Below are 21,361 nucleotides of genomic sequence, written 5' to 3' on the forward strand. Positions count from 1 at the left end.
AGCCCGGAATCCATCGGGCGGCAGCACCCGTGGGTCAATGGATTCCGGGTTCGCGCCTTGCGGCGCGCCCCGGAATGACGGCGGGGGCGTCGGAGCCCCTACTGCAACGTCGGATCGAGCCGGTCGCGCAGCCAATCGCCGATCACGGACACCGCCAGCGTGGTGATCACGATTGTGGTCGCGGGGGCCAGCATGATCCAGGGCGCCCGGGTGAGGTATTCCCGGCCGTAGCCGACCATGTTGCCGAGGCTGGTCATCGGCGGCTGCACGCCAAGGCCGAGGAAGGACAGGCCCGATTCCATCAGGATCACCTCGGGGAAGACCAGCGTGGTCGAGACGATCAGGGTCGAGGCGATGTTGGGCAGGATGTGCCTGAGGTAGATCCGCTGCGGCGTCGCTCCCAGCTGGCGGACCGCGGCGGCGTAGCCTTGCGCGTTGGCGGAGATGGCAAGGCCGCGCGCGATACGGGCGTAGCGCTCCCAGCCGAACAGGCCCATCAAGCCGATCAGGAGCGGCAGCGAATTTCCGAAGAAGGCGAGCACGGCCAGCGCCATGATCAGGAACGGCATGCTGGCCTGGAAGTCGGTCAGCATCAGCACGAGCTGCTCGGCGGCCCCGCGAAAATGCGCGGCGAGGAAGCCGAGCGTGGTGCCGACGATCGCGGAGATCGCGGTGGCGCCGAAGGCGATCAGCAGCGAGATGCGGATCGAGACGAGCAGCCGCGACAGCACGTCCCGGCCGAGCTCGTCGGTGCCGAGCCAGTGCGCGGCATTGCCCGGCGCCGCCAGCCGGTTGCGCAGGTCGAGCTGGGTATAGCCATATGGCGCAATTTTTTCGGCGAAGGCGGCGATCACGAGCATCGCGACGATCCAAGTCACCGCCAGCGCAACCGAGACCGGGATTGCCGGCAGCCCGATGCGGCGGCTAGTGGTATCCTTCAACGTGGCGTCGGTCATGCATGCGCTCCCTTGGCGCGCAGCCGCGGATCGAGGAAGCCGTAGAGGAAATCCACGATCAGGTTTGACGTGACCATGGTCATCGCGACCAGCAGCAGGATGCATTGCACGACGGCAAGGTCGCGGTTGGCGACGGCGACGACGAGCAGGCGCCCTACTCCCGGCCAGGCAAACACGCTCTCAACCACCACCGCGCCCGCGATCAGCGTGCCCACCATGAAGCCGAGAATGGTCACGGTCGGGATCGCCGCGTTCGGCAGCGCATGTGACGTCACCACCTTGCGCCACGGCAGGCCTTTTGCGGATGCGGTGCGGATATAGGGTTGGCCCAGCACCTCCAGCATCGCGCTGCGGGTGAAGCGCGCCAGCACCGCGGCGCCCCCTAAGCTCAGCGTCGTGATCGGCAAGATGGCATGGCGCCAGCTGTCCTGCCCGCCCGACGGCAGCCAGCCGAGCTGCACGGCGAAGACCAGAACCAGGATCAGCGCGAGCACGAAGCTCGGCACGGTGAAGCCTGCGACCGCCGTCGTCATCACGGCACGATCGATGGCGGAGCCCCGGTGCAGCGCCGCGTAGATGCCGGCGGGAACGCCGAGCGCGACCTTAAAGAAGAAGGCCGGAAGGGTCAGCGCCAGCGTCGCCGGGATGCGCTCCAGCACCAGCTCGATCGCGGGCCGTCCGTCGCGCATGGAGCGGCCGAGCTCGCCCTTGGCGATGGCGCCGAAGTAATCGAGATACTGAAACCAGATGGGATCATCGAGGCCCCAGGCCTTCCGAAACGCGGCGAGCACCTCGGGCGGCGCCTCCGGTCCCAGGATCATCAGCGCGGGATCGCCCGACAGGCGCAACACGATGAAGGCGAAGGTGACGACGAGCACGATCGTGAGCGCGGCGCGCCCGATGCGGATGGCGAAATAGCGTCCCATCACGCCGCATCCCGCGCTTGCGCGCCCGTGACGAGATGGCAGGCCACCTGCCGGTCGCCACCGACGGCAGCCAGCGCCGGCACTTCGCTCGCACAGCGGGCGATGGCGCGCGGACAGCGCGGATGGAAGGCGCAGCCTTGCGGGCGCGCGGCAGGGTTCGGCGGATCGCCTGCCAGAACGATGCGGCCGGCGCTGCGGCGGCCGGGCGCCGGCGACGCCGAAACCAGCGCCTGGGTATAGGGATGCTCGGGCCGTGCGAACAGATCGTCGGCGCTGCCGATCTCGACGATGCGGCCGAGATACATCACCGCGACGACGTTGCTGATCTGGCGGACGACGCGCAGATCGTGGCTGATGAACAGCAGCGTCAGCGACAATTGCGCCTGGAGATCGCAGAGCAGGTTCACCACCTGGGCCTGGATCGAGACGTCGAGCGCGCTGACCGGCTCGTCGCAGACCAGGAAATCGGGCTTGGTGGCGAGCGCCCGCGCCAGCACGATGCGCTGGCGCTGGCCGCCGGAGAGCGCACCGGGATAGCGCGCGCCATGCGCCGGCGTCAGCTCGACCGCGCGCAGCAATTCGCGGACGCGCTCCTCGCGCTCGGCGGGCGTGCCAATGCCGTGGATGTCGAGCGGCTCGCGGATTTGCGCCGCGACCGGCAAGCGCCGGTCCAGCGCGCCGAGCGGGTCCTGGAAGATCATCTGCATGCGCGCCCGCTCCGCGCGCCATGCGGCCGTTGCGGGCACGGCCATCGGCGTGCCGTCGAACCGCACCTCGCCGCGATCGGGCGGCTCGAGGCCGAGCACGATACGTCCCGTCGTCGATTTGCCCGAGCCGGACTCGCCGACGAGACCCAGCGTCTGCCCCCTGGCAATCGCGAGCGACACGCCATCGACGGCGTGCACGGCCGTAGCCCGGCCGAACATTCCCGAGCGCATCGCATAGCTGCGCGAGATCGCGGACACCTCGACGAGCGGCGGGCTCATTCGGCGGCGATCCCCAGCAGCGCGCGGCGCGAGGCCTCGGCCCGGATGCAGGCAACGCGGCGGTCATCCGCGATCGGCGCCAGCGCCGGCGCGGCAAGGCTGCACGGCTCGGACGCCAGCGCGCAACGCGGCGCGAAGGCGCATCCACCAGGCATCTTAGCGGGATCAGGCACCGTTCCGGGAATGGCGGTGAGACGCCGCCGGGGCCCGTCGAGCGGCGGCAGCGCGCCGATCAGGCCCTGCGCGTAGGGGTGCGCGGGATCGGCGAAGAGCTGGTTGCTGGGGGCTTCCTCAATGATGCGGCCGGCATACATCACCGCGACGCGGTCGCAGTTCTCGGCGACGACGCCGAGATCGTGGCTGATCAGCACCATCGCCATGCCGAGCTCGCGGCGCACCGTCGAGAGCAGCTCCAGGATCTGGGCCTGGATGGTGGCATCGAGCGCGGTGGTCGGCTCGTCCGCGATCAGGAGGTCCGGATTTCCGGCGAGCGCCATCGCGATCATGACGCGCTGGACCTGGCCGCCGGAGAACTCGTGCGGATAGGCGTCCAGCCGCCGGCCCGCGTCGGGAATGCCGACCAGATCGAGCAGCCGCCGCGCCTCGGCCTTCACGGCTTGGCCTTGGAGATCGCGATGCAGCGCCAGCGCTTCGCAGAGTTGCCTGCGGATCGTCAGCACCGGGTTGAGCGCGCTCGCCGGATCCTGGAAGATCATGGCGATGCGCCCGCCCCTGACATGGTCGAGCTCGGTGGCCGGAGCGCCGAGGATCTCGCGCCCTTCGAGCCGCACCTTGCCGGAGACCTGCGCATGCCGCGGCAACAGGCCGAGCGCGGCGAGCCAGGTCACCGACTTGCCGGAGCCGGACTCGCCGACGAGACCGAGGGCCTCGCCCTTCTGCAAGGTGAGATCGACGCCGCGCAGGACCGGCACGCCGCTGAAGGCGACGCGGAGACCTGCAATGTTGACCAGCGGCGCCACGGCTACGCCTCGAAATTGCCGGCGCGGAAATCCATCGCGAAGGCGGGTGCTGCCTTCCACTTGATCGATTTCGGCTTGGCGGTGAAGGTCGCGTTCTGGTGCAGCACCGTATAGGCGGGGTCCTCGCGCTCGGCGATCTCCAGCATGCGGCGGAACGCCTTCTTGCGTGCGGCCCGGTCGGTCGAGGTCTCCAGGAATTCGGAGAGCTTGTTCAGCTCGACGTTGGTCCACTCGCCGATCTGCTGCTGCTGCCCGTTCGGCCCATGCTGGGCCACCAGCGAGGACACGGGATCGTTGAACGCGGCCGAGTTTGACCAGTCGCGCACCGCGCGCGCGGGTCCACGTTCCATGATCTGCGACCAGTTCTCCTTGGTCTCGATCTGCACGTTGAGGCCGACCGACTTCCACATCTCGACCAGGATCTGCGCGGTCGCGACCTGGTTGGTGTAGTAATTGTTGAGCAGGCGATACGGGATCGGATCGCCCTTGTAATTGGCTTGCTTGAGCAGATCCTGCGCCAGCTTCGGATCATACGCGGGCACGGCCCAATCCGCGTTGAACATGTCGCCGTAGAATTCCCATTGCAGCCCCTTCGGCACGCGGGTGCGGCCGGCCCACAGGCTGTCGACGATGGCCTGGCGGTCGATCGCATGGGTGAAGGCGCGCCGCACAAGCGGATTGGCGAGCACGGCGTGGTTCTTGTCGAACACGGTCAGGCGGTGGTTGAGGATGGTGCCGCCCTGCACTTCGAACGCGGAGTTCTTCTCGATGCCGGCGATCTGGTCCGGCGGGATGTCGCAGGCGAACTGGTATTCGCCCGACAGCAGGCCGTTGATGCGGCTGGCGACCTCGGGCACTTCGAGGAAGCGGATGCGCTTCAGCGGCGGACGGCCACCCCAATATTCGTCATGCGCTTCCAGGGTCAGTGACACGTCGGGCTTGAGCTCGACGACCCTGTAGGGCCCGGTGGTGATCGGCTTGCGCGCCCAGTCGAGATAGCTCGCGGATTCTTCCCAGGCGCGGCGGTTCATGATGTCCGAGCCGTAGCGCTGCAGCCGTCCCTCGATGGTGACGTCCGGCGTCGCGTTGTAGAAGCGCACGGTGTACTTGTCGACGGCATCGACGCGCGCGAGGTCCGGCCAGATGCGGCGGGCGACGGCGGGCACGTCGGGCGGCAGCTCCTTGCCCGGCCGCGGCGTCGGGATCTTCTCGAACGCCTTGATGGTGGAGCGGTTCTTGGCCTCGGTGTCGCTGAACATGCGCTCGCGGCTGAAGGTGAAGACGACGTCCTCGGCGGTCATCTCGTCGCCATTGTGGAACTTGACGCCCTGGCGCAGCTTCACCTCGACGGTCTGGTCGTCGATGCGGCGCCATTCGGTGGCAAGGCCCGGCACGGCTTCGAGATTGCCGCGCCAGTTCTTCGAGATCAGGCCTTCCCAGATCGAGGAGAAGAACACGCGCTCGCCGACATTGGACTGCTCGCGCAGCACGTCGAGCACGTTGGCGTTGGTGACCTTCTGCACGGCGATCGTCACCGACGGACGGCTGTCGCCCTGCGCGATGGCAAATCGCGGCAGCAGCAACGTGCTTGCGGCCGCGCCGCCGGATTTCAGGATAGTGCGACGGGTAAGCTTGCTCATGGCGGTGTGACCCCTGCCCTGGATGATGCGGTTATTCGGCGAGACCGAGCGCGGCGAGATAGGCTGCGCCGGCGCGGACGTCGTCGTGATTGCGAAGTTCGAGGATCAGCCGCGGGTTGGACGTCAGCCGGCCCAGCGCGCGGAACACGGTGACCCAGGGAATGTTGCCCTCGCCCGGGGCCCAGTGCCGGTCGGCAAAGCCGTCAGTGTCCTGCAGATGCACATGAGTGAGCATGTCGCCGGCGGTCTCGACGTAATAGTCGACCGGCGGCGCGCCGGTGGAGATGTGGGCGTAGTTGGCGTGACCGGTGTCGAGCGAGACGCGAACCCTAGCGCTTTCGAGCGCCCTGGCGAGGCGCACCCGGTCGCGCGGATCCTTGTCCTCGATGTTCTCGATGACGATCTCGCAGCCGATGGTTTCCGCGCGCGCGACGACTTCGGCGAGCGTCGCCTTGACGCGCTCGACGAGGTAGTTGCGATTGTCCGGATAGAGATCGAGATTGTTGTGGTCCCAGGTCGTGAACGGCGAATGGATCACCATCTGCGTCGCGCCGAGGAACTCGGCGGCATCCAGCCCCTGAAGCAGGCGCTTGGTCACCGCCTGGCGGATCATGGGATCGTGGCTGTCGATCTTGAAGCCCCAGAACGGACCGTGGATACCGAGCCGTCCGGTATGGCCCGACAGCATCTGTTTGATCTCGCCGGCGGTGCTGCGCCAATCGCTGTCGAGAAGATCGGCGCGGAAGAAATCCTGGATTTCGAGATCGCGCTGCCGCTCCAGAAGCCAGTCGCGATGCGCGGGAATCGATTTGATGGACAATGCGGCGCCCAGCACCGGCTTCGACATGGCTTGCTCCTTGACCGTCAGCGATGACGGGAGCAGCGCTAGACCAGTTCGATGACAGGCCGGTGAAATGCAGGTTCTGCGGCGCCGGGAGATGTGGACATCCTGCCGACGATGCGCTCGGGTTCAGGCAACCGCGATCGCGCACCGATGCCGAACGGACACATCGCAACCGGTATTCGTGTCCGTAGTGATCCGGAATGGAATCCTAACCAAGCTTCGCGTACATCGCGGGACATCGATCGGCGGCCACTTCCACGGGCATCACCCTCTGATCGCGCTACATGGGGTTGGGGGACCACATGGGGCCACATGGGGCGGGGGATTGAAGGCTGGGGCAAGGTGACGAGGTCCGGACTCCTAGGCACTCCGGACCTCGACACTTTCTGAGATTGAACGCAATCTGAGACTGAACGCAATGACGCGCCGTCCGGCTGGGGCATCCGGGCGGCGCGTTGTCGTTTCAGCGTCGTGTTACGCTCAGCGCGTCTGCGGCTCCAGAGTCACCGTGCAGTCGCCCTGCCCTTGCGTCGCGACCACGATGTTGCCCGCGACAGCGCCGAGGGCGATCGGCGCGGACGAGCCGCCGCCGGGCATCTGGACGATCACGCTCATGGAATCCCCGCGCGCCGTCGATCCCACGGTCGAGGGTTCTGCCTGGGCGACGTTACCCGAAGCGTCACGCCGCATGATCTGGCAGTTCACGTTGCTTGCGCCGGTTGCTGCCATGCTCGATGAAGCGCTGCCGCCCATTTGCGCGCGGGCCCGCGACGGATCGCGCGGCACCTGGCTGACGATGCGATGCGTGCGCGGCTCCACGATGACGACTTCGTCTTCCGTCGCGAAATATTCATAGTCGCGATATGCCGGCTCGATCGACACGATCTCGGGCGGCAGCCGGTGCAGACGCACGCGCGGCGGAATCGTCTCGCCGATCCGGATCGAGATGTTCAGGTTGCGCTCGGGCTGGGCCAGGCGTGCACGGCTCACCGTTTCGGAGATCCGCACCTGCTTCTCGGTGGTCACCTGGGTCTGCTGATTGACCTGCGTGTTGGTCTGGGTGGTCTGATTGGCCTGGTTGGTCTGCGTGCCGGAAGGCGCGGTCTGCGCATTGTTGGTCGGAGCCGTCCGGCTCGTGTCCGTTGCCGTGGCTGGCCGGTCGGTCTGCTGCTGATCGGCCGCATTGCGTGGCGACTGGGTCTGGTTCTGCTCCTTCTGGTTGGTCGCAGCCCCAGTCCGCTCGTTCTGCTGACCAGCGGGGCCGGTCTTGGATTTCTCGGACTCGGCCGTTGATTTCTGCGGCGCAGACTTGTCCTGCTTATCCTGCTTGGTGTCAGCGCTGCTCTTGCTGTCGCGGCCCGGCTTAGTGCTCTCGGCCTCACGGTTGCGATCGCGCGCAGGCTCGCGGGATTCTTGTGCCTGATCCCTGCCCTTCGGCTGGTTACGCTCGGCAGCATTGGCCGGCTGGCGCTTGTCGTCGCTCGCCTCTTGCTTGGCAGCACCGCCCTTGTCTTCGCGGCCCGCGCCTTGCAGTCGCTCCTGGGCGCCCTGTGCGCGCTCTTGAACACGTTCCTGAACCCGTTCTTGGGCGCCGCCACGCTGCGGCCCAGCGCCTTTCGCCGGCTCCTCGGTCCGTTTCGGCTCGTCTCTGCGCTCACCGGGCCCCTGGGCGTAGGCGAAGCCGGAAGCGAGCATCAATCCAATGGCCGCAGTCGATAGCATCAAGTGCTTAGGCATGGTCCCTCTCCTCGAGAATTCGCAACAACACACGCGAACGTTCTGTCGGTGCGAAGGTTCCTGAGCAGGAACGAGGGGCCGAGTTACGCCTTGCTCACATCGGGTCCTTGAGCGTGAGGCGGGCTGTGAATGTCACGCTGGTCTTGCCGACCAGCGCCATGCCTTCGACCTCGGCGCCGCCGGCGGAATAGTCGCCCGAGAAGCCGCAGGTGACCTCCCTGCCGCCGAAGGCGAGCGTCCGGCCGACGGCTTCGGTATGCTGGTTGACGATCATGTCGCCGCGCCACTTGCCGTTCCGGAAGGTGTAGCTGCCGGTGTAATAGAAATAGCTGTCGCCGCCCATGATGCGCCCGTCGCAGAGCATGACGACGCCCCTCGCCTGCCCGCGCTTGCCGTCGCGCATCTCGATGTCGAAGATGTAGAGGCCGTTGACGACCCTGGCCTCCTCCTGTGCTCCATCCACCGTCGACATCCGATTATCCCCCCACAGATCCGCTGCCCGATCAGCTCGGCACGTTCCGCTCGAGATCCTCAAGCCAGGCTGCCGCGCTCGAATCCGACGGCGCGCGCCAATCGCCGCGGGGCGACAATGAGCCGCCCGCCGAGACCTTCGGACCATTCGGCATCGCCGAGCGCTTGAACTGGCTGAAGGCGAAGAAGCGGCGCAGGAACACTTCGAGCCAGCGGCGGATCTCCGGCAGATCATACGCCCTGCGCCGGTCGCTCGGGAAGGCCGGCGGCCATTCGCCCTTGGCCACGTCCTTCCAGGCGTGCTGCGCCATGAAGGCGATCTTGGACGGCCGCATGCCGAACCGCAGCGTGTAGAACAGGTTGAAATCCTGCAGCTCGTACGGTCCGACCGCCGCTTCCGTGCTCTGCGGCTTCTGGCCGGCCTCCACCGGCACCAGCTCGGGCGAGATTTCGGCGGCCAGGATCGCGCCGAGCGTGCGGTTGACGTCGTCGCTGAACTGCTTCGACGAGATCACCCAGCGGATCAGGTGCTGGATCAGCGTCTTCGGCACGCCGGCATTGACGTTGTAATGCGCCATCTGGTCGCCAACGCCATAGGTGCACCAGCCGAGCGCGAGCTCGGAGAGATCGCCGGTTCCGATCACGATGCCGCCGTGATGGTTGGCGAGCCGGAACAGATAATCCGTACGCAGGCCGGCCTGAACGTTCTCGAAGGTGACGTCGTAGATCTTCTCGCCCCGGCCGAAGGGATGACCGATGTCCTTCAGCATCTGCGTTGCCGTGGTGCGGATGTCGAGTTCCTGCCAGCTCGTGTGCAACGCCTGCATCAGCGCCAGCGCGTGGCTCTTGCTTTCGCTGCCGGTGGCAAAGCCCGGCATGGTGTAGGCCAGGATATTCTCGCGCGGCAGGCCGAGCAGATCCACCGCCTTGGCGGCGACGATCAGCGCGTGCGTTGAATCGAGCCCGCCCGAGACGCCGATCACGACGCGCTTGGTGCCGGTGGCACGCATGCGCTGCACGAGACCTGCGACCTGGATGTTGTAGGCCTCGTAGCAATCATGCTCGAGCAGGCTTTCGTCGCTCGGCACGAACGGGAAGCGCTCGACCTTGCGCAGGAAGCCGATGTCGGCGGCCGGCGGCTTCAACGCGAATGTCACCTTGCGGAAAAACGCCTCGCGCTGGCGGCGGTTGTCGTCGAACGTGCCCATCAGCGCGCGCTCCTGCCTCAGCAGGTCGAGATCGATATCGGCAATGGTGATCTGGCCGCTCTGCCGGAACCGCTCGCCCTCCGCCAGCAGCACGCCGTTCTCGTAGATCGAGGTCTGGCCGTCCCAGGACAGATCCGTGGTCGATTCACCGGCCCCGGCGGCCGCGTAGACGTAAGCGGCGAGGCAGCGTGCCGATGTCGACTGGCACAGCAGCGCGCGCGAGCGCGCCCGGCCGATCGTGATTGGGCTGCCCGAGAGGTTGATCAGCACGCTCGCGCCGGCGAGCGCGAGCTCCGAGGCCGGCGTCACCGGGATCCACATATCCTCGCAGATCTCGACGCCGATGGTGAGGCCCGGAACGTCCTCGGCGGAGAACAGCAGGTCGACGCCGAACGGGGCATGCAGCCCGCCGAACGCGATCGTCTCTCCGACCATGCCGGCACCGGAGGCGAAATGCCGGCCCTCGTAGAATTCGCGGTAGGTCGGCAAATAGGTCTTCGGCACCACGCCGAGAACGTTGCCGCGATGAATGACGACGGCGCAATTGTAGATGCGATGGCCAAAGCGCAGCGGTGCACCGACGATCAGGACCGGCATCAGGCCTGCGGAGGCCTCGACGAGGCCGGCGAGACCGCGCTCGACCGCGTCGAGCAGCGGGTCCTGCTTGACCAGATCCTCGATCGCGTAACCGGACAGGCACAGCTCGGGAAACACGGCGACCGCCACCGACTGCTCATGGCAGGCATTGGCTGCCGCCAGCACCGCCTTTGCGTTGGCCGGGGGATCGGCGACATGGGACGTGGTGACACAGGCCGCCACGCGCGCAAATCCATGGGCGTAGATCGAGTGGAAAGTCATCGAGCGCAGTACCCTTGATCTCTTCGCTGCCGAAGCCGTCAGCACCTAACCATTTGTAGCCCATCGGCCGGGCCCCGTGCAGGCCATCCGCCGTCATGCATAACGGATTTGCAGGGCCGCCGGTTCGCGCCCGACGAGCTCAGGCGTTGCGGGCCAGCACGCCCGACAGGTCGTCGCGCAGCCATTCGGCGATCCGCGGCCAGGCATGCGCGTGGGTGCGCGCGCCCATGAACAGGCCGAGGTGGTTGCTCGGCTCGGAAGCCGCCGCAATGAAGGCCGGCGGCGTGCCGAGCAGACCGGCCGTGGCGAGCGCCTGCGCAGCCGGCACGACGTCGTCGTCGAGCCCGGCGAGCAGGAAAACCGGCGCCTTGACGTCCTTCGGATCGACCGTGCGGCCAAGCGCCTTGAAGTTGCCGCCTGCGATCTGGTTCTCTCGGAAGATCCGGTTGACGACCTCCAGATAATAAGTACCCGGCAGATCGAGCGTCTCCGCGTTCCAATGCTCGAAGCGCGCGAGCAGCGCCGCGCCTTCCTCGTCCGACAGGTCTCTCTGCAATGCCGCCACGATATCATCGCGGTTTGGCGCCTTGGACCACAAGTGAAGCATCTCCCCGCCGCTGACATTGCCGCCACCGCGTGCGACGAGCTGGTCGTACACCATCTCGGGCGCGTTGCGGGTGAGCCGGCACAACGGCGACTCGATCGACAGGTCGACGGGGGCGCCTGCTAGCACCAGCCGCCGCACCTTGGCCGGAAAGCGCGCCGCATAGAGCAGCGACAGCCAGCCGCCCTGGCACAGGCCGACCAGATCGACCGGCGCGCCGATCTCGTCGATGGCGACGTTGAGATCACCGAGATAGTTGTCGATCGAGAGATAGCGCATGCCCGGGGTGGCCGATCGCCAATCGGTGAGGTAGATCCGGTCGATGCCGCCGGATTGCAGAGACTGCACCACGCTGTGGCCAGGCGCGAAATCGGCGACCAAGGCCCGGTGCAGCGCATAGGGCGCGCACACCAGCACCGGCTGGCCGGACCGGCCCTGCGAGCAATCGCGCAGATGCATCGTCGCGAGCTCGAGCGCAACGCGGTTGGGCGTCGTCCACGGCAGCTTGCTCTCGTCATGCTCGGCCCGGCCGCGCTCGACCCACCAGAAGCACGCGTCCATGGCCAGCCGGGCTGCCGTGAACGGCCATAGCAGCGGCTCGTCGGGTGCATGGTCCGGTCCGCTCGCCTGTTTGCCGATCTTGTCCACCATGACGAGGTCCCTAGAGAAACGCCTCGAGGCTGACGACGGAGATGCCGAGCTCGCGAAAGCTTCGATGGGCTGCGGCCACCGAGCCGTCGAGATCGATGCCGCGGCAGGCGTCCTCGATCACGGCCACCTCCAACCCGGCCTTGCGCGCATCCTCCGCCGAGAAGCGGACGCAGAAATCCAGCGCCAGCCCGGCGACAAAGACAGTCTTCAGCTCGCGTTCGCGCAAATAGCCGAGCAGGCCCGTCGCCGTCTTGTGGTCGTTCTCGAACAATGCCGAATAGGAATCGATGCCGCGGCGAAACCCCTTGCGCACCACCAGGCTCGCTCTGACCACGTCGAGATCGCGATGGAATTCGGCACCCGAGGTGCCCTGCACGCAATGCGCCGGCCAGAGCACCTGGGTGCCATAGTCGAGCTCGATGGTCTGGAATGGCTGCTTGCCGGCATGATTCGTCGCGAACGAAACGTGGTCGCGCGGATGCCAGTCCTGGGTCAGCACCACATTGGCGAATTTTTGGGCGATCCGGTTGATGGCGGGGATGACCTTCTCACCGCCGGGAACGGCGAGCGCTCCGCCCGTGCAGAAGTCGTTCTGCACGTCGATCGCCAGCAGCACGTCGTGGTCGGAAATCTTCATCGCCAGTCCCATTCCATGCGCCCGGCGCAGCGGCCGCCGGACAGGCCCCCCAGTGTCGGTCTTCCCGCCCGGCTTCGCAACCGGCCGCGCCGCGCAAAACCTGTGCGAATTGGTCACCGGCCCACCGCCAGCATGCAACGGTTTGGCCTCGTCCGTGTTGACTAGGCGCACCCGAGGGCGGATTCTCGAAACTGTCGGGACGGGTGGATGGGGTCGAAGGCGCGGAGGAGAGGGTTGCCGGGGCCGGAAGGCGGCGGCAACCACGAGATCATGAATATCGGCAAGACAGGACAGATTCTTCTCGCCGATATCGGCGGCACCAATGCGCGCTTCGCGCTGAGCCGGAGCGAATTGGGCCAAGACGGTCAATCCGGACCGATCGACTATGTGAAAGTCGCCGACTTCCCGACGGTTCGGGAGGCCATTGCGGACGTGCTGGCGCGCCGGGCCGGTGGCGAGCAGCCCCGCAGGGCCGTGCTCGCCGTGGCAGGACCCGTCACCAACAACCGCTGCGTCATGACCAACAGCCCCTGGGTCATCGACGGCAACGAGCTGCAAGCGGCTCTGGGCTTCGACAGCGTCCACGTGCTCAACGACTTCGAGGTGGTAGCCTGGTCCCTGCCCGCCTTGCAGCCTGCCGATCTGATTCCGCTCGGCGGAGGCGATGGCCTGTCCGGCGAGCCGTTGCTGGTGGTCGGACCCGGAACCGGCTTTGGCGTCTCCTGTCTGGTCCAGCGCCATGGCGCGCGCCTCGCCGTCGTCACCGAAGCCGGACACGCGACCCTGCCGGCGGAGGATGAGCGCGAGGAACGCGCGATCGCGTGCTTGCGGCGGCGCCTCGGCCACGTCTCCATCGAGCGCGGCGCCCTCTCCGGATCCGGGCTGCAAAATCTCTACGAAGCCTTGGCGGAAGTCGATGGCGCTCAGGTGCCGCATCGCGATGCCGCCGGCATCACCAAGGCGGCTCTGGAGGGCAGCTGTCCCGTCAGCCGGGCGACGCTCGAGATGTTCTGCGCCATCTTGGGCTCGGTCGCCGGCAATCTCGCGGTGACATTCGGAGCGCGCGGCGGCGTCTATGTTGCCGGCGGAATCGTGCCGCGCTTTCCTGAGTTCCTGATGGCCTCCGCGTTCCGGCCGCGCTTCGAAGCGAAGGGCCGGTTCCAGGACTATTTGCGCAACATCCCGACCCGGCTGGTAATCAAACCAGATGCGAGCTTCGTCGGCCTGAAAATGTTTGCTGACCATAATGTGGATTGAGCTGCGGGAACCCTCTCCACGCGTTGGTTCCGATATTCACAGGTGATTCAGCGTCCGCGCGGTTCCACGCATGAACACGCTTGCCTCCATGTTCCCGATGCGAAACAATCAAGCCGTGTGTGGCGTAGTTGCGGGGGCGTGACATGCGTAAGCAGGATCTGGGTTTCGACTATCACCGCTATCATCGCCTGCTCAGCGAGGCCGATGACGAAGACAAGCGGCTGGCGCTGATCGATCTCTTGATCGAGGAAAAGGCGCGAGACCGGCTGGCCGCACAGCGCGCCTCGGACCGGGCGGCCATGACGGCCCATACCATTGCCAGGGTGCTGAAGAACGGCCGCAACTGAGGTGCGGCGGCGTTGTCGTCAACAACGCGGCATCTCTGCCGTCGATCAGTGCGGCGCTTTGGCCGGAACTTCGGGAAACATCGAATCGATCATCGCCTTGAGCTGATCCATCGCGATCGGCTTCCGCAGGATCGGCCGGCGCCGGAGCAAGGACGGCAGCAGCTCTGGCCCGTAACCGGTGGCGAACAGGAACGGCTTGCCGCGACGTTCGATCAAGTCGGCGACGGGATCGACGTAGACGCCCATGAGGTTGATGTCGAGGATGGCCAGATCGTATTGCGCGGTCATGGCAAACGCGCTCGCGTCCCGCACATTGTCGGCTTCCGCGACGACGTGGTGGCCGAGTTCCACCACCATGTCGGCGATCATCATCCGGATCAACGCCTCGTCTTCGACCAGGAAAACGGAGAGTCCGTCCGCCATTTCAACTCCGCAGTCAGCTTGCGAAGCTAACCATACATCAATTGCGGAAGGGATACACGAATTCGTGGCGGGCGCCGTTAATTCAGAGGCGCCCGATCCGATTCAACTTGATCAATCCAATCCGCGCTCGTGGCTGAGGCGCACCATCTCCTGGATGAAGACCTGCTTCTGCTTGTCATCGAGGCTCGAATAGAGCGGCTCGGCGGCGTCGGCGACATTGCGCTGGTCGGCGGCGCGGTCGATCAGGAACTGCGCCTCGTTCCGCATCTGCTCGATGATGTCGTCGGGCGGATCCCGCTTGGCGCGCGCAACCCGCAAGTTGAGCCGCTCTGCACCATTATGTCCCAGGTAGTGCATCGCGCTCGAGAAACCGTACCAGTGCTTCTCCTGCTCGGGCGTGAGGTTCAGCTCGGTCTTGATCCGCTCGATGTAGGAATCGCTGTTGGCCACGATCTGCTCGGCGGTCTGCTGCGGCGCGCCGGGCTGGGTGAGGACGGTGACGTCCTTGTGGTCCTTGCCCGGCGGTGCGTTCTTTGCCTCCTTGCTCGCCTTGCCGCCCTTGCCCCCTTTGGCACTCTTGGCGTCCTTGTCCTTGGTTGGGCTTTGCTGCTTGGCGTCCTTGCCGGACTCCTTGGCGGCCGGCGGCGGATTGCCGGCATTGTTGTTGCCGACGCCAAGCACGCCGGTGAAGACGCCGACGACGCCGCCGATGGCGCCGCCGAGCACGCCACCGACCGGACCTGCCGCCTTGTTTCCGGCCGCCGCGCCGTCCTGAACGCCTTTGACCAGACCTTGCGCATTGGCCGCGGCGGCACCGAACAGCAGAGCGCATACGGCCCCGAGCGCGATGCATCGCCGCATGTGAAGCCGCGCCGACGGCGCCAGGTTGATCATTCTCGTCTCCATCGTCGATCTCGCTCGCCTGTTGGGCGGCAGCCAAGCCGCCCGCCGCAACTCTATCGTTTCCACCGCTTCGCGGTCCAGCCGCGGACAAGTGCTGTCCACGCCCGAAAAGTCTTTCGCGCGAAGCGGTTATGGTTGTGCAGGCTTGTGCGAAACTGCGGCGTAATTGCGCACGGATCGTTCCGGGCCGGTCCACACGAAGTGTGCATCGCAAAAAACAAGCAGTCGCAACTCACGACCGCGGCAGCGCGCCCCGCCGTTCAGGACACAACGTTAGTTCTATGTACGAGCCGTTCGGGTTTCTCGACAGACGCGATCAATCATGATCTGATCGCGCTACCAATTTGCTGGGGGCATCGGTGAATTGCCATCGGGCCGACGGCATCAATAAGAAAATCGAACAACAAGAAACTCGGAAAAGACGTCTTAGAGGAAACTCCAACAACAACACCCAAGCGAGGAAACGAGATGTCACGCAAGAGACTGACGCGACGTCAATTTGTGGCTGCCACTGCAATGTCCTCCGCGGCGCTGATCTCGGCGCCCTATGTCCGGGGCGCTTCCGCCGCCGGCAAGCTCTCGATCGGCTTCTGGGACCATTGGGTGCCAGGCGCCAACAAGGCCTCGACCGAGCTCGTCAACGAATGGGCCGCCAAGGAGAAGGTCGAAGTCACCATCGACTACATCCCCAGCCAGGGTAACAAGAACCTGCTGACCATCGCCGCCGAAGCGCAGGCGAAATCCGGCCATGATATCTTCGCGATGCCAACGTGGTGGGCGCATTCCAATGCCGACCAGTTGGAGAACGTTGCCGACATCATGGGGCCGATCATCGCCGAGAACGGCGAGGTGAACGGCACGGCCAAATATCTCGGCACTGTCGGGACCAAATGGCTCGGCGTTCCCGCCTGCGTCGGCAGCCAGATCAAGGGCCCCTGCTCCCGCATCGACCTGATGAAGAAGCACGCGGGGATCGACGTGCAGGAGATGTATCCGGCCGGCGCTCAACCCAAGGCCGACAACTGGACCCTGGAGACATTCCTGAAAGCTGCCGAAGCCTGTCACAAGGCGGGCGTCCCGTTCGGCATTGGCCTCGGCGAGACCACCGACAACGTCGACACGGCGGGCGCAATCTTCCTGTCGTTCGGCGCCCAGCTCGTCGACGCCAAGGGCAATCTCACCGTCAAGACCGACGCGGTTCGTCAGGCGCTCGATTTCTACAAGAAGCTGATCGGCTTCCTGCCGCCCGATGTCGCAGCCTGGGACGACGCATCCAACAACAAATGGCTGGTCTCCGGCAGGGGTGCGATGATCATGAACCCGCCGAGCGCCTGGGCCGTCGCCAAACGCGACGCGCCGCAGGTTGCGGAGCAATGCTGGACCCACGGCTTCCCGGCGGGGCCGAAGGGCCGCTTTGCACCCTACCTGCCGTATTTCTGGAGCATATGGAACTTCTCCAAGAACAAGGAAGCAGCGAAGAGCCTGCTGGTGGCGTTGTCGAAGCCGGCAGCCATCGAAAAGATGGTCACGGCCAGCGGCGGCTACGACTTGCCGGCTTATGAGAAGCTGACGACGCTGAAGGTCTGGCAGGAAGAGGGCCCACCGAAAGGCACGCTCTACCACTATCCAAATCCCTACAAGCATCAGACGCTGTCGATTGCAGCTTCGCCTGCGCCGCCGAAGATCGCACAGCAGATCTATGCGCAGGCGACGCTCACCAAGATGTGCCTGCGGTATCACCAGGGTGAATCGATGGAGAAGACGCTCGCCTGGGCCGAAGGCGAATGCGAAGGCTTCATGCGGAGCTGAACCGGAACGGCTCGCCGCGACGGCCTTAGGCCGCGCGCGGCGAGTCTTCCGTCTCACTCACCTGACGAGAGCCGCCGGCTTCGGCTCTCGAACCTTCCAAAAGTCGGGTCTACCGACCAAACCGCGCGAGGAAATGCATCATGGCGGATGTCGCATTGCAGCCAGACAGGGCTGGCGCAGCGCAACCGGCGCGAAAACGCTCCAGTCTGCAAAAGGCGCTCAAACGCAAATCGACTGCGGCGTTCCTGATGACGCTGCCGCTGATCATTCTCATCACGCTTCTGGTGCTTTATCCCGCGTTCTATTCGCTTCATCTGGCGACGCTCAACAAGTCGATGCAGAGATTTGTCGGTCTCGGCAACTTCGAGTTCCTGTTCAAGCGCGACACGTTCTGGCTGGTCGTCAAGCAATCCTGCATCTTCGCCATCACCGCCGTTCTGTTCAAGGCGCTGATCGGGTTCATCGTCGCGCACTTCGTCCACAACATTCCGGCCAAGGGCCAGCGCAAATGGCGCGGCATGCTGCTGGTGCCCTGGGTCATCCCGCCCGCCATGAGCACGCTGGCATGGCTGTGGCTGTTCGACCCCTCCTATTCCGCGTTCAACTATACGCTGTCGTTCTTCGGAATCGGCCCGATCCCGTGGACCGGGGACGCCGCCTGGGCGCGCTTCTCCGTCATCCTGGTGAACGTCTGGTACGGCGCGCCGTTCTTCATGATCATGTATCTGGCGGCCCTGAAATCGGTGCCCGACCAGCTCTATGAAGCCGCGGCCATCGACGGCGCCAATTGGTGGCAGCGGATCTGGTACGTGACGCTGCCGATGATGCGCAACATCATCGCGATCACGACGCTGTTCTCGCTGATCGTGACCTTCGCCAATTTCGACATCGTGCGAATCCTGACCGCCGGCGGCCCTCTCGACCACACCCACATCTTCGCCACCTGGGCCTTCAGGATCGGCATCGAAGGAAGCGATATTCCGCTGGGCGCCAGCGTCTCCCTGTTCATGGTGCCAATCCTGGCGGTCGCAGCGATATTCATCCTGCGGGACGTCAACAAGCGCGGGAATGAAGCCTGATGAGCTCAGTCACGATAGACAAGGCCGCGCCGACGCGTACGGTCAAGTATGGAAGCATGAGCCGCGACCGCAAATGGGCGCTGCGGTGGTCGTACTTCTTCCTGACGCTGTTTGCGATCTTCTCGCTGCTGCCGCCGATCTACATGCTGATCACCTCGCTCAAGAGCAGCGCCGAAATCTCGGCGGCGACCAATCCATGGTGGGTCTTCCATCCGACTCTCGAGAACTATGTCGGCCTCTTGACGTCGAACCAGTTCCTGCGGTTCTTCTGGAATTCGGCGCTGGTCTCCATTTTCGTGGTCACCATCACGATGCTGATCAGCGTGCCCGCGGCATTTGCCCTGGCGCGGATGCGGTTCTGGGGCTCGGCCACGCTGGCGACCGGCGTGTTCCTGACTTACCTCATTCCGGACAGCCTGCTGTTCATTCCGCTGTTCAAGGTGTTCGCCCTGTTCGGCGACTGGACCGGCATCCAGCTCATCAACCGCTGGTACGTGCTGCTGTTCATCTATCCGACGCTGACGGTGCCATTCTGCACCTGGATCATGATCGGCTATTTCGCCTCGATCCCGAAGGAGCTCGACGAGGCCGCGATCATCGATGGCGCCTCCTGGTTCCAGACGCTGACCCGGATCTTCATTCCGGTGGCGCTGCCGGGGCTGATCGCCGCGACCATCTTCGCCTTCACCGTGTCCTGGGCGCAGTTCCTCTATCCGCTCGTGTTCACGACGTCCACGGACCAGCTCGTGCTGCCGGTTGGCATCATCACGACGCTGATCAAGGGCGACGTGTTCAACTGGGGACAGATCATGACCGGCGCGCTGCTCGGCGCGGCGCCGCCGCTGATCATATACGCCTTCCTGATGGACTATTACATTGCCGGCCTGACCGCCGGTGCGACAAAGGGTTGAGAACTCATGGCTGACGTTGCTTTGCGGAAGGTAGTCAAGCGTTACGACGACGTGGAAGCCGTGCGCGGCATCGACCTCGACATCGCCGACCACGAGTTCATCGTGCTGGTCGGCCCGTCCGGCTGCGGCAAGTCGACCACGCTGCGCATGATCGCAGGCCTCGAGGACATCAGCGACGGCGACATCATGATCGGCGGCGACATCGTCAACGACGTGCCGCCGAAGGACCGCGACATCGCCATGGTGTTCCAGAACTACGCGCTCTACCCGCACATGACGGTCGCGGAGAACATGTCGTTCGGGCTGCGCCTGAAGCACTATCCCAAGGCCGAGATCAAGGCGCGGGTGACGGAAGCCGCGCGCCTGCTCGACATCACCGACCTGATCGACCGCAAGCCGAAGCAGCTCTCCGGCGGCCAGCGTCAGCGCGTCGCGATGGGCCGGGCCATCGTGCGCAATCCGAAGGTCTTCCTGTTCGACGAGCCGCTGTCCAATCTCGACGCGAAACTGCGCGTGCAGATGCGGATCGAGATCAAGAAGGTGCACCAGAAGGTGCGCACCACCACCGTCTACGTCACCCACGACCAGGTCGAGGCGATGACGCTGGCCGACCGCGTTGTCGTGATGAACAAGGGACGGATCGAGCAGATCGGCACGCCGAACGAGCTCTATCACAAGCCTGCCACGCGGTTCGTCGCCGGCTTCATCGGCTCGCCCGCGATGAACTTCATCCCGTGCCGGCTCGAGGACGTCGGCGGTACGCTGCAGATCCGCCTGACCGACCGCATCGCCTTCCCGCTGCCGCCGGCCCGGGCCGCGCGCTACAATTCGCTGCCGCGCACCGACAAGCTGCTGCTCGGCCTCCGGCCCGAGCATCTCACCGAATCTCATGCGCATCTGGAGCCCGGCGTCGAGACCTTCGACACCGTGCTTGACGTCACCGAGCCGATGGGAATGGAGACCCTGGTCTATTTCGGACTCGATGGCACACCGGTCTGCGGCCGCGTCAATCCCAATGCCGGCGCCAAGGACGGGGCACCCATGCGTTTGGCGATGGACCTCAACAATATGCACCTGCTAAACGAGGCGACCGGCGCCGTGTTGTGACGCCGGTTCAAGAAACTCGCGCAGGCAGGGGACGATGGCGACCAACAAGAAGAAGATTTTCATTACGCAAACTTTGTCGCAAGGGGCACGCGCCCTCCTCACCCAGCGGGACGATATCGAACTCGTCGAGTTTCCGAACCTGATCTCGGCGGGGGACTTCGAGGCTTTGCTGAAGAGCCATGCGCCGGTCCACGGCGTCGCGCTCGGCGCCACCGCCTTCGGCGAGACCGAGCTCGAGGCCGCAAAGGACATGAAGGTGGTGACCCGGATCGGCGTCGGCTACGACGCCGTCGACGTGCCCGCCCTCTCCCGCCGCAAGGTGCCGCTGATGGTCGCCGGCAGCGCCAACTCGCCTTCGGTTGCGGAAGCCGCGCTGTTCATGATGCTGACGCTGGCCAAGCGCGCCCAGGAATTGCATTCCTGCGTCAAGGACGGCAAATGGGCCGATCGGCTCGGCATGCTGCCGTTCGATCTCTACGGCAAGACCGTGCTGGTGATCGGCTTCGGCCGCATCGGCAGCCGCACCGCCAAGCGCTGCCTGGCATTCGAAATGAACGTCCAGGTCTACGATCCCTACAAGCCTGCCGCCGAGATCAAGGCTGCCGGCTGCGAGCCCGTCGCCGACCTCGATGCCGCCCTGCCGAGCGCCGACTTCGTCACCATCCACTGCCCGAAGACGCCGGAGACAATCGGTCTGTTCGATGCTGACAGGATCGGCCGGATGAAGCCGAGATCCTATCTCATCAACACCGCACGCGGCGGCATCGTCAAGGAAGCCGCGCTCCACGACGCGCTGGTCTCGGGCAAGCTTGCCGGTGCCGGCATCGACGTGTTCGAGGTGGAGCCGCCGCCGGTCAGCAACGCGCTGTTCGCCCTGCCCAACGTCATCATCGCCCCGCACGTCGCCGGCGTCACGGTCGAGGCGGTCCAGCGCATGAGCGAGCAGACTGCGCGCAACATCCTGAGTGTGCTCGACGGCGATCCGATCCGGCAGAACGTGATCAATCAGGACGTGCTCGGCTAAGCT

Annotated in this window: 20 protein-coding genes; 7 read left to right on the plus strand and 13 right to left on the minus strand. The window is 65.4% G+C overall.

Annotated features, from left to right (window positions below; genetic code table 11):
* Positions 1 to 98: 98 nt before the first annotated feature.
* The 11 genes from DCM79_RS10640 to pncA form a co-directional block, all read right to left on the minus strand.
* On the minus strand, positions 99 to 956 hold the full coding sequence (locus tag DCM79_RS10640) for an ABC transporter permease (protein WP_257179800.1): 858 nt from the start codon (positions 954 to 956) through the stop codon (positions 99 to 101).
* Entirely contained in the window at positions 953 to 1,882 is a 930-nt protein-coding gene (locus DCM79_RS10645; protein WP_257179801.1) for an ABC transporter permease, read from the minus strand. The genes DCM79_RS10640 and DCM79_RS10645 overlap by 4 nt, the downstream gene beginning before the upstream one ends.
* The gene (locus DCM79_RS10650) at positions 1,882 to 2,868 is read right to left on the minus strand and encodes an ABC transporter ATP-binding protein (protein ID WP_257179802.1); all 987 of its coding nucleotides are present in this window, start codon (positions 2,866 to 2,868) and stop codon (positions 1,882 to 1,884) included. Before DCM79_RS10650 ends, DCM79_RS10645 begins: the two co-directional genes overlap by 1 nt.
* Positions 2,865 to 3,848, minus strand: coding sequence for an ABC transporter ATP-binding protein (locus DCM79_RS10655; protein ID WP_257179804.1), 984 nt, complete (start codon positions 3,846 to 3,848; stop codon positions 2,865 to 2,867). Before DCM79_RS10655 ends, DCM79_RS10650 begins: the two co-directional genes overlap by 4 nt.
* 2 nt (positions 3,849 to 3,850) lie before the next feature.
* Positions 3,851 to 5,488, minus strand: a complete 1,638-nt coding sequence (locus DCM79_RS10660) for an ABC transporter substrate-binding protein (protein WP_257179805.1) — start codon at positions 5,486 to 5,488, stop codon at positions 3,851 to 3,853.
* 31 nt (positions 5,489 to 5,519) lie between these two features.
* Positions 5,520 to 6,335 carry a sugar phosphate isomerase/epimerase gene (locus DCM79_RS10665; protein WP_257179806.1) on the minus strand — a complete coding sequence of 272 codons (816 nt, stop codon included), beginning with the start codon at positions 6,333 to 6,335 and terminating at the stop codon, positions 5,520 to 5,522.
* Positions 6,336 to 6,812: 477 nt separating this feature from the next.
* Positions 6,813 to 8,027, minus strand: a complete 1,215-nt coding sequence (locus DCM79_RS10670; RefSeq protein WP_257180734.1) for a DUF1236 domain-containing protein — start codon at positions 8,025 to 8,027, stop codon at positions 6,813 to 6,815.
* 136 nt (positions 8,028 to 8,163) lie between these two features.
* Positions 8,164 to 8,541: a GrlR family regulatory protein gene (locus DCM79_RS10675; protein WP_028136383.1), complete on the minus strand. Its 378-nt coding sequence runs from the start codon at positions 8,539 to 8,541 to the stop codon at positions 8,164 to 8,166.
* 31 nt (positions 8,542 to 8,572) lie between these two features.
* Positions 8,573 to 10,606, minus strand: coding sequence for an NAD(+) synthase (locus DCM79_RS10680; RefSeq protein ID WP_257179807.1), 2,034 nt, complete (start codon positions 10,604 to 10,606; stop codon positions 8,573 to 8,575).
* Between the two features lie 139 nt (positions 10,607 to 10,745).
* Positions 10,746 to 11,861 (minus strand): alpha/beta fold hydrolase, encoded by a 1,116-nt coding sequence (locus tag DCM79_RS10685; RefSeq protein ID WP_257179808.1) that lies wholly within the window; start codon positions 11,859 to 11,861, stop codon positions 10,746 to 10,748.
* Between the two features lie 10 nt (positions 11,862 to 11,871).
* Positions 11,872 to 12,510: a bifunctional nicotinamidase/pyrazinamidase gene (gene pncA / locus DCM79_RS10690; RefSeq protein ID WP_257179809.1), complete on the minus strand. Its 639-nt coding sequence runs from the start codon at positions 12,508 to 12,510 to the stop codon at positions 11,872 to 11,874.
* A gap of 258 nt (positions 12,511 to 12,768) precedes the next feature.
* Here pncA and glk point away from each other — a divergent pair, with 258 nt between their 5' ends.
* Together glk and DCM79_RS10700 are read left to right on the plus strand one after the other, a co-directional pair.
* A complete protein-coding gene (gene glk, locus DCM79_RS10695; RefSeq protein WP_257180735.1) occupies positions 12,769 to 13,755 on the plus strand; it encodes a glucokinase in 987 nt (328 codons plus the stop codon).
* Between the two features lie 143 nt (positions 13,756 to 13,898).
* Complete coding sequence (locus DCM79_RS10700; protein WP_028136378.1) at positions 13,899 to 14,102, plus strand: hypothetical protein; 204 nt, start codon at positions 13,899 to 13,901, stop codon at positions 14,100 to 14,102.
* A 45-nt stretch (positions 14,103 to 14,147) separates the two neighbouring features.
* Here DCM79_RS10700 and DCM79_RS10705 read toward each other — a convergent pair whose 3' ends face one another.
* Together DCM79_RS10705 and DCM79_RS10710 are read right to left on the minus strand one after the other, a co-directional pair.
* Entirely contained in the window at positions 14,148 to 14,525 is a 378-nt protein-coding gene (locus DCM79_RS10705) for a response regulator (RefSeq protein ID WP_257179810.1), read from the minus strand.
* 111 nt (positions 14,526 to 14,636) lie between these two features.
* Positions 14,637 to 15,419, minus strand: coding sequence for a Spy/CpxP family protein refolding chaperone (locus tag DCM79_RS10710; RefSeq protein WP_257179811.1), 783 nt, complete (start codon positions 15,417 to 15,419; stop codon positions 14,637 to 14,639).
* A 477-nt stretch (positions 15,420 to 15,896) separates the two neighbouring features.
* Here DCM79_RS10710 and DCM79_RS10715 point away from each other — a divergent pair, with 477 nt between their 5' ends.
* From DCM79_RS10715 to DCM79_RS10735, 5 genes are all read left to right on the plus strand, one after another.
* Entirely contained in the window at positions 15,897 to 17,237 is a 1,341-nt protein-coding gene (locus DCM79_RS10715) for an ABC transporter substrate-binding protein (RefSeq protein WP_257179812.1), read from the plus strand.
* A 140-nt stretch (positions 17,238 to 17,377) separates the two neighbouring features.
* A complete protein-coding gene (locus DCM79_RS10720; protein WP_028136374.1) occupies positions 17,378 to 18,316 on the plus strand; it encodes a carbohydrate ABC transporter permease in 939 nt (312 codons plus the stop codon).
* Positions 18,316 to 19,227, plus strand: a complete 912-nt coding sequence (locus DCM79_RS10725; protein WP_025036339.1) for a carbohydrate ABC transporter permease — start codon at positions 18,316 to 18,318, stop codon at positions 19,225 to 19,227. The genes DCM79_RS10720 and DCM79_RS10725 overlap by 1 nt, the downstream gene beginning before the upstream one ends.
* A gap of 6 nt (positions 19,228 to 19,233) precedes the next feature.
* A complete protein-coding gene (locus DCM79_RS10730) occupies positions 19,234 to 20,334 on the plus strand; it encodes an ABC transporter ATP-binding protein (RefSeq protein WP_028136373.1) in 1,101 nt (366 codons plus the stop codon).
* A 34-nt stretch (positions 20,335 to 20,368) separates the two neighbouring features.
* On the plus strand, positions 20,369 to 21,358 hold the full coding sequence (locus DCM79_RS10735) for a hydroxyacid dehydrogenase (protein ID WP_257179813.1): 990 nt from the start codon (positions 20,369 to 20,371) through the stop codon (positions 21,356 to 21,358).
* The last annotated feature ends 3 nt before the right edge of the window (positions 21,359 to 21,361 follow it).

Source organism: Bradyrhizobium sp. WBOS07 (assembly GCF_024585165.1).
GTDB lineage: Bacteria > Pseudomonadota > Alphaproteobacteria > Rhizobiales > Xanthobacteraceae > Bradyrhizobium > Bradyrhizobium japonicum_B.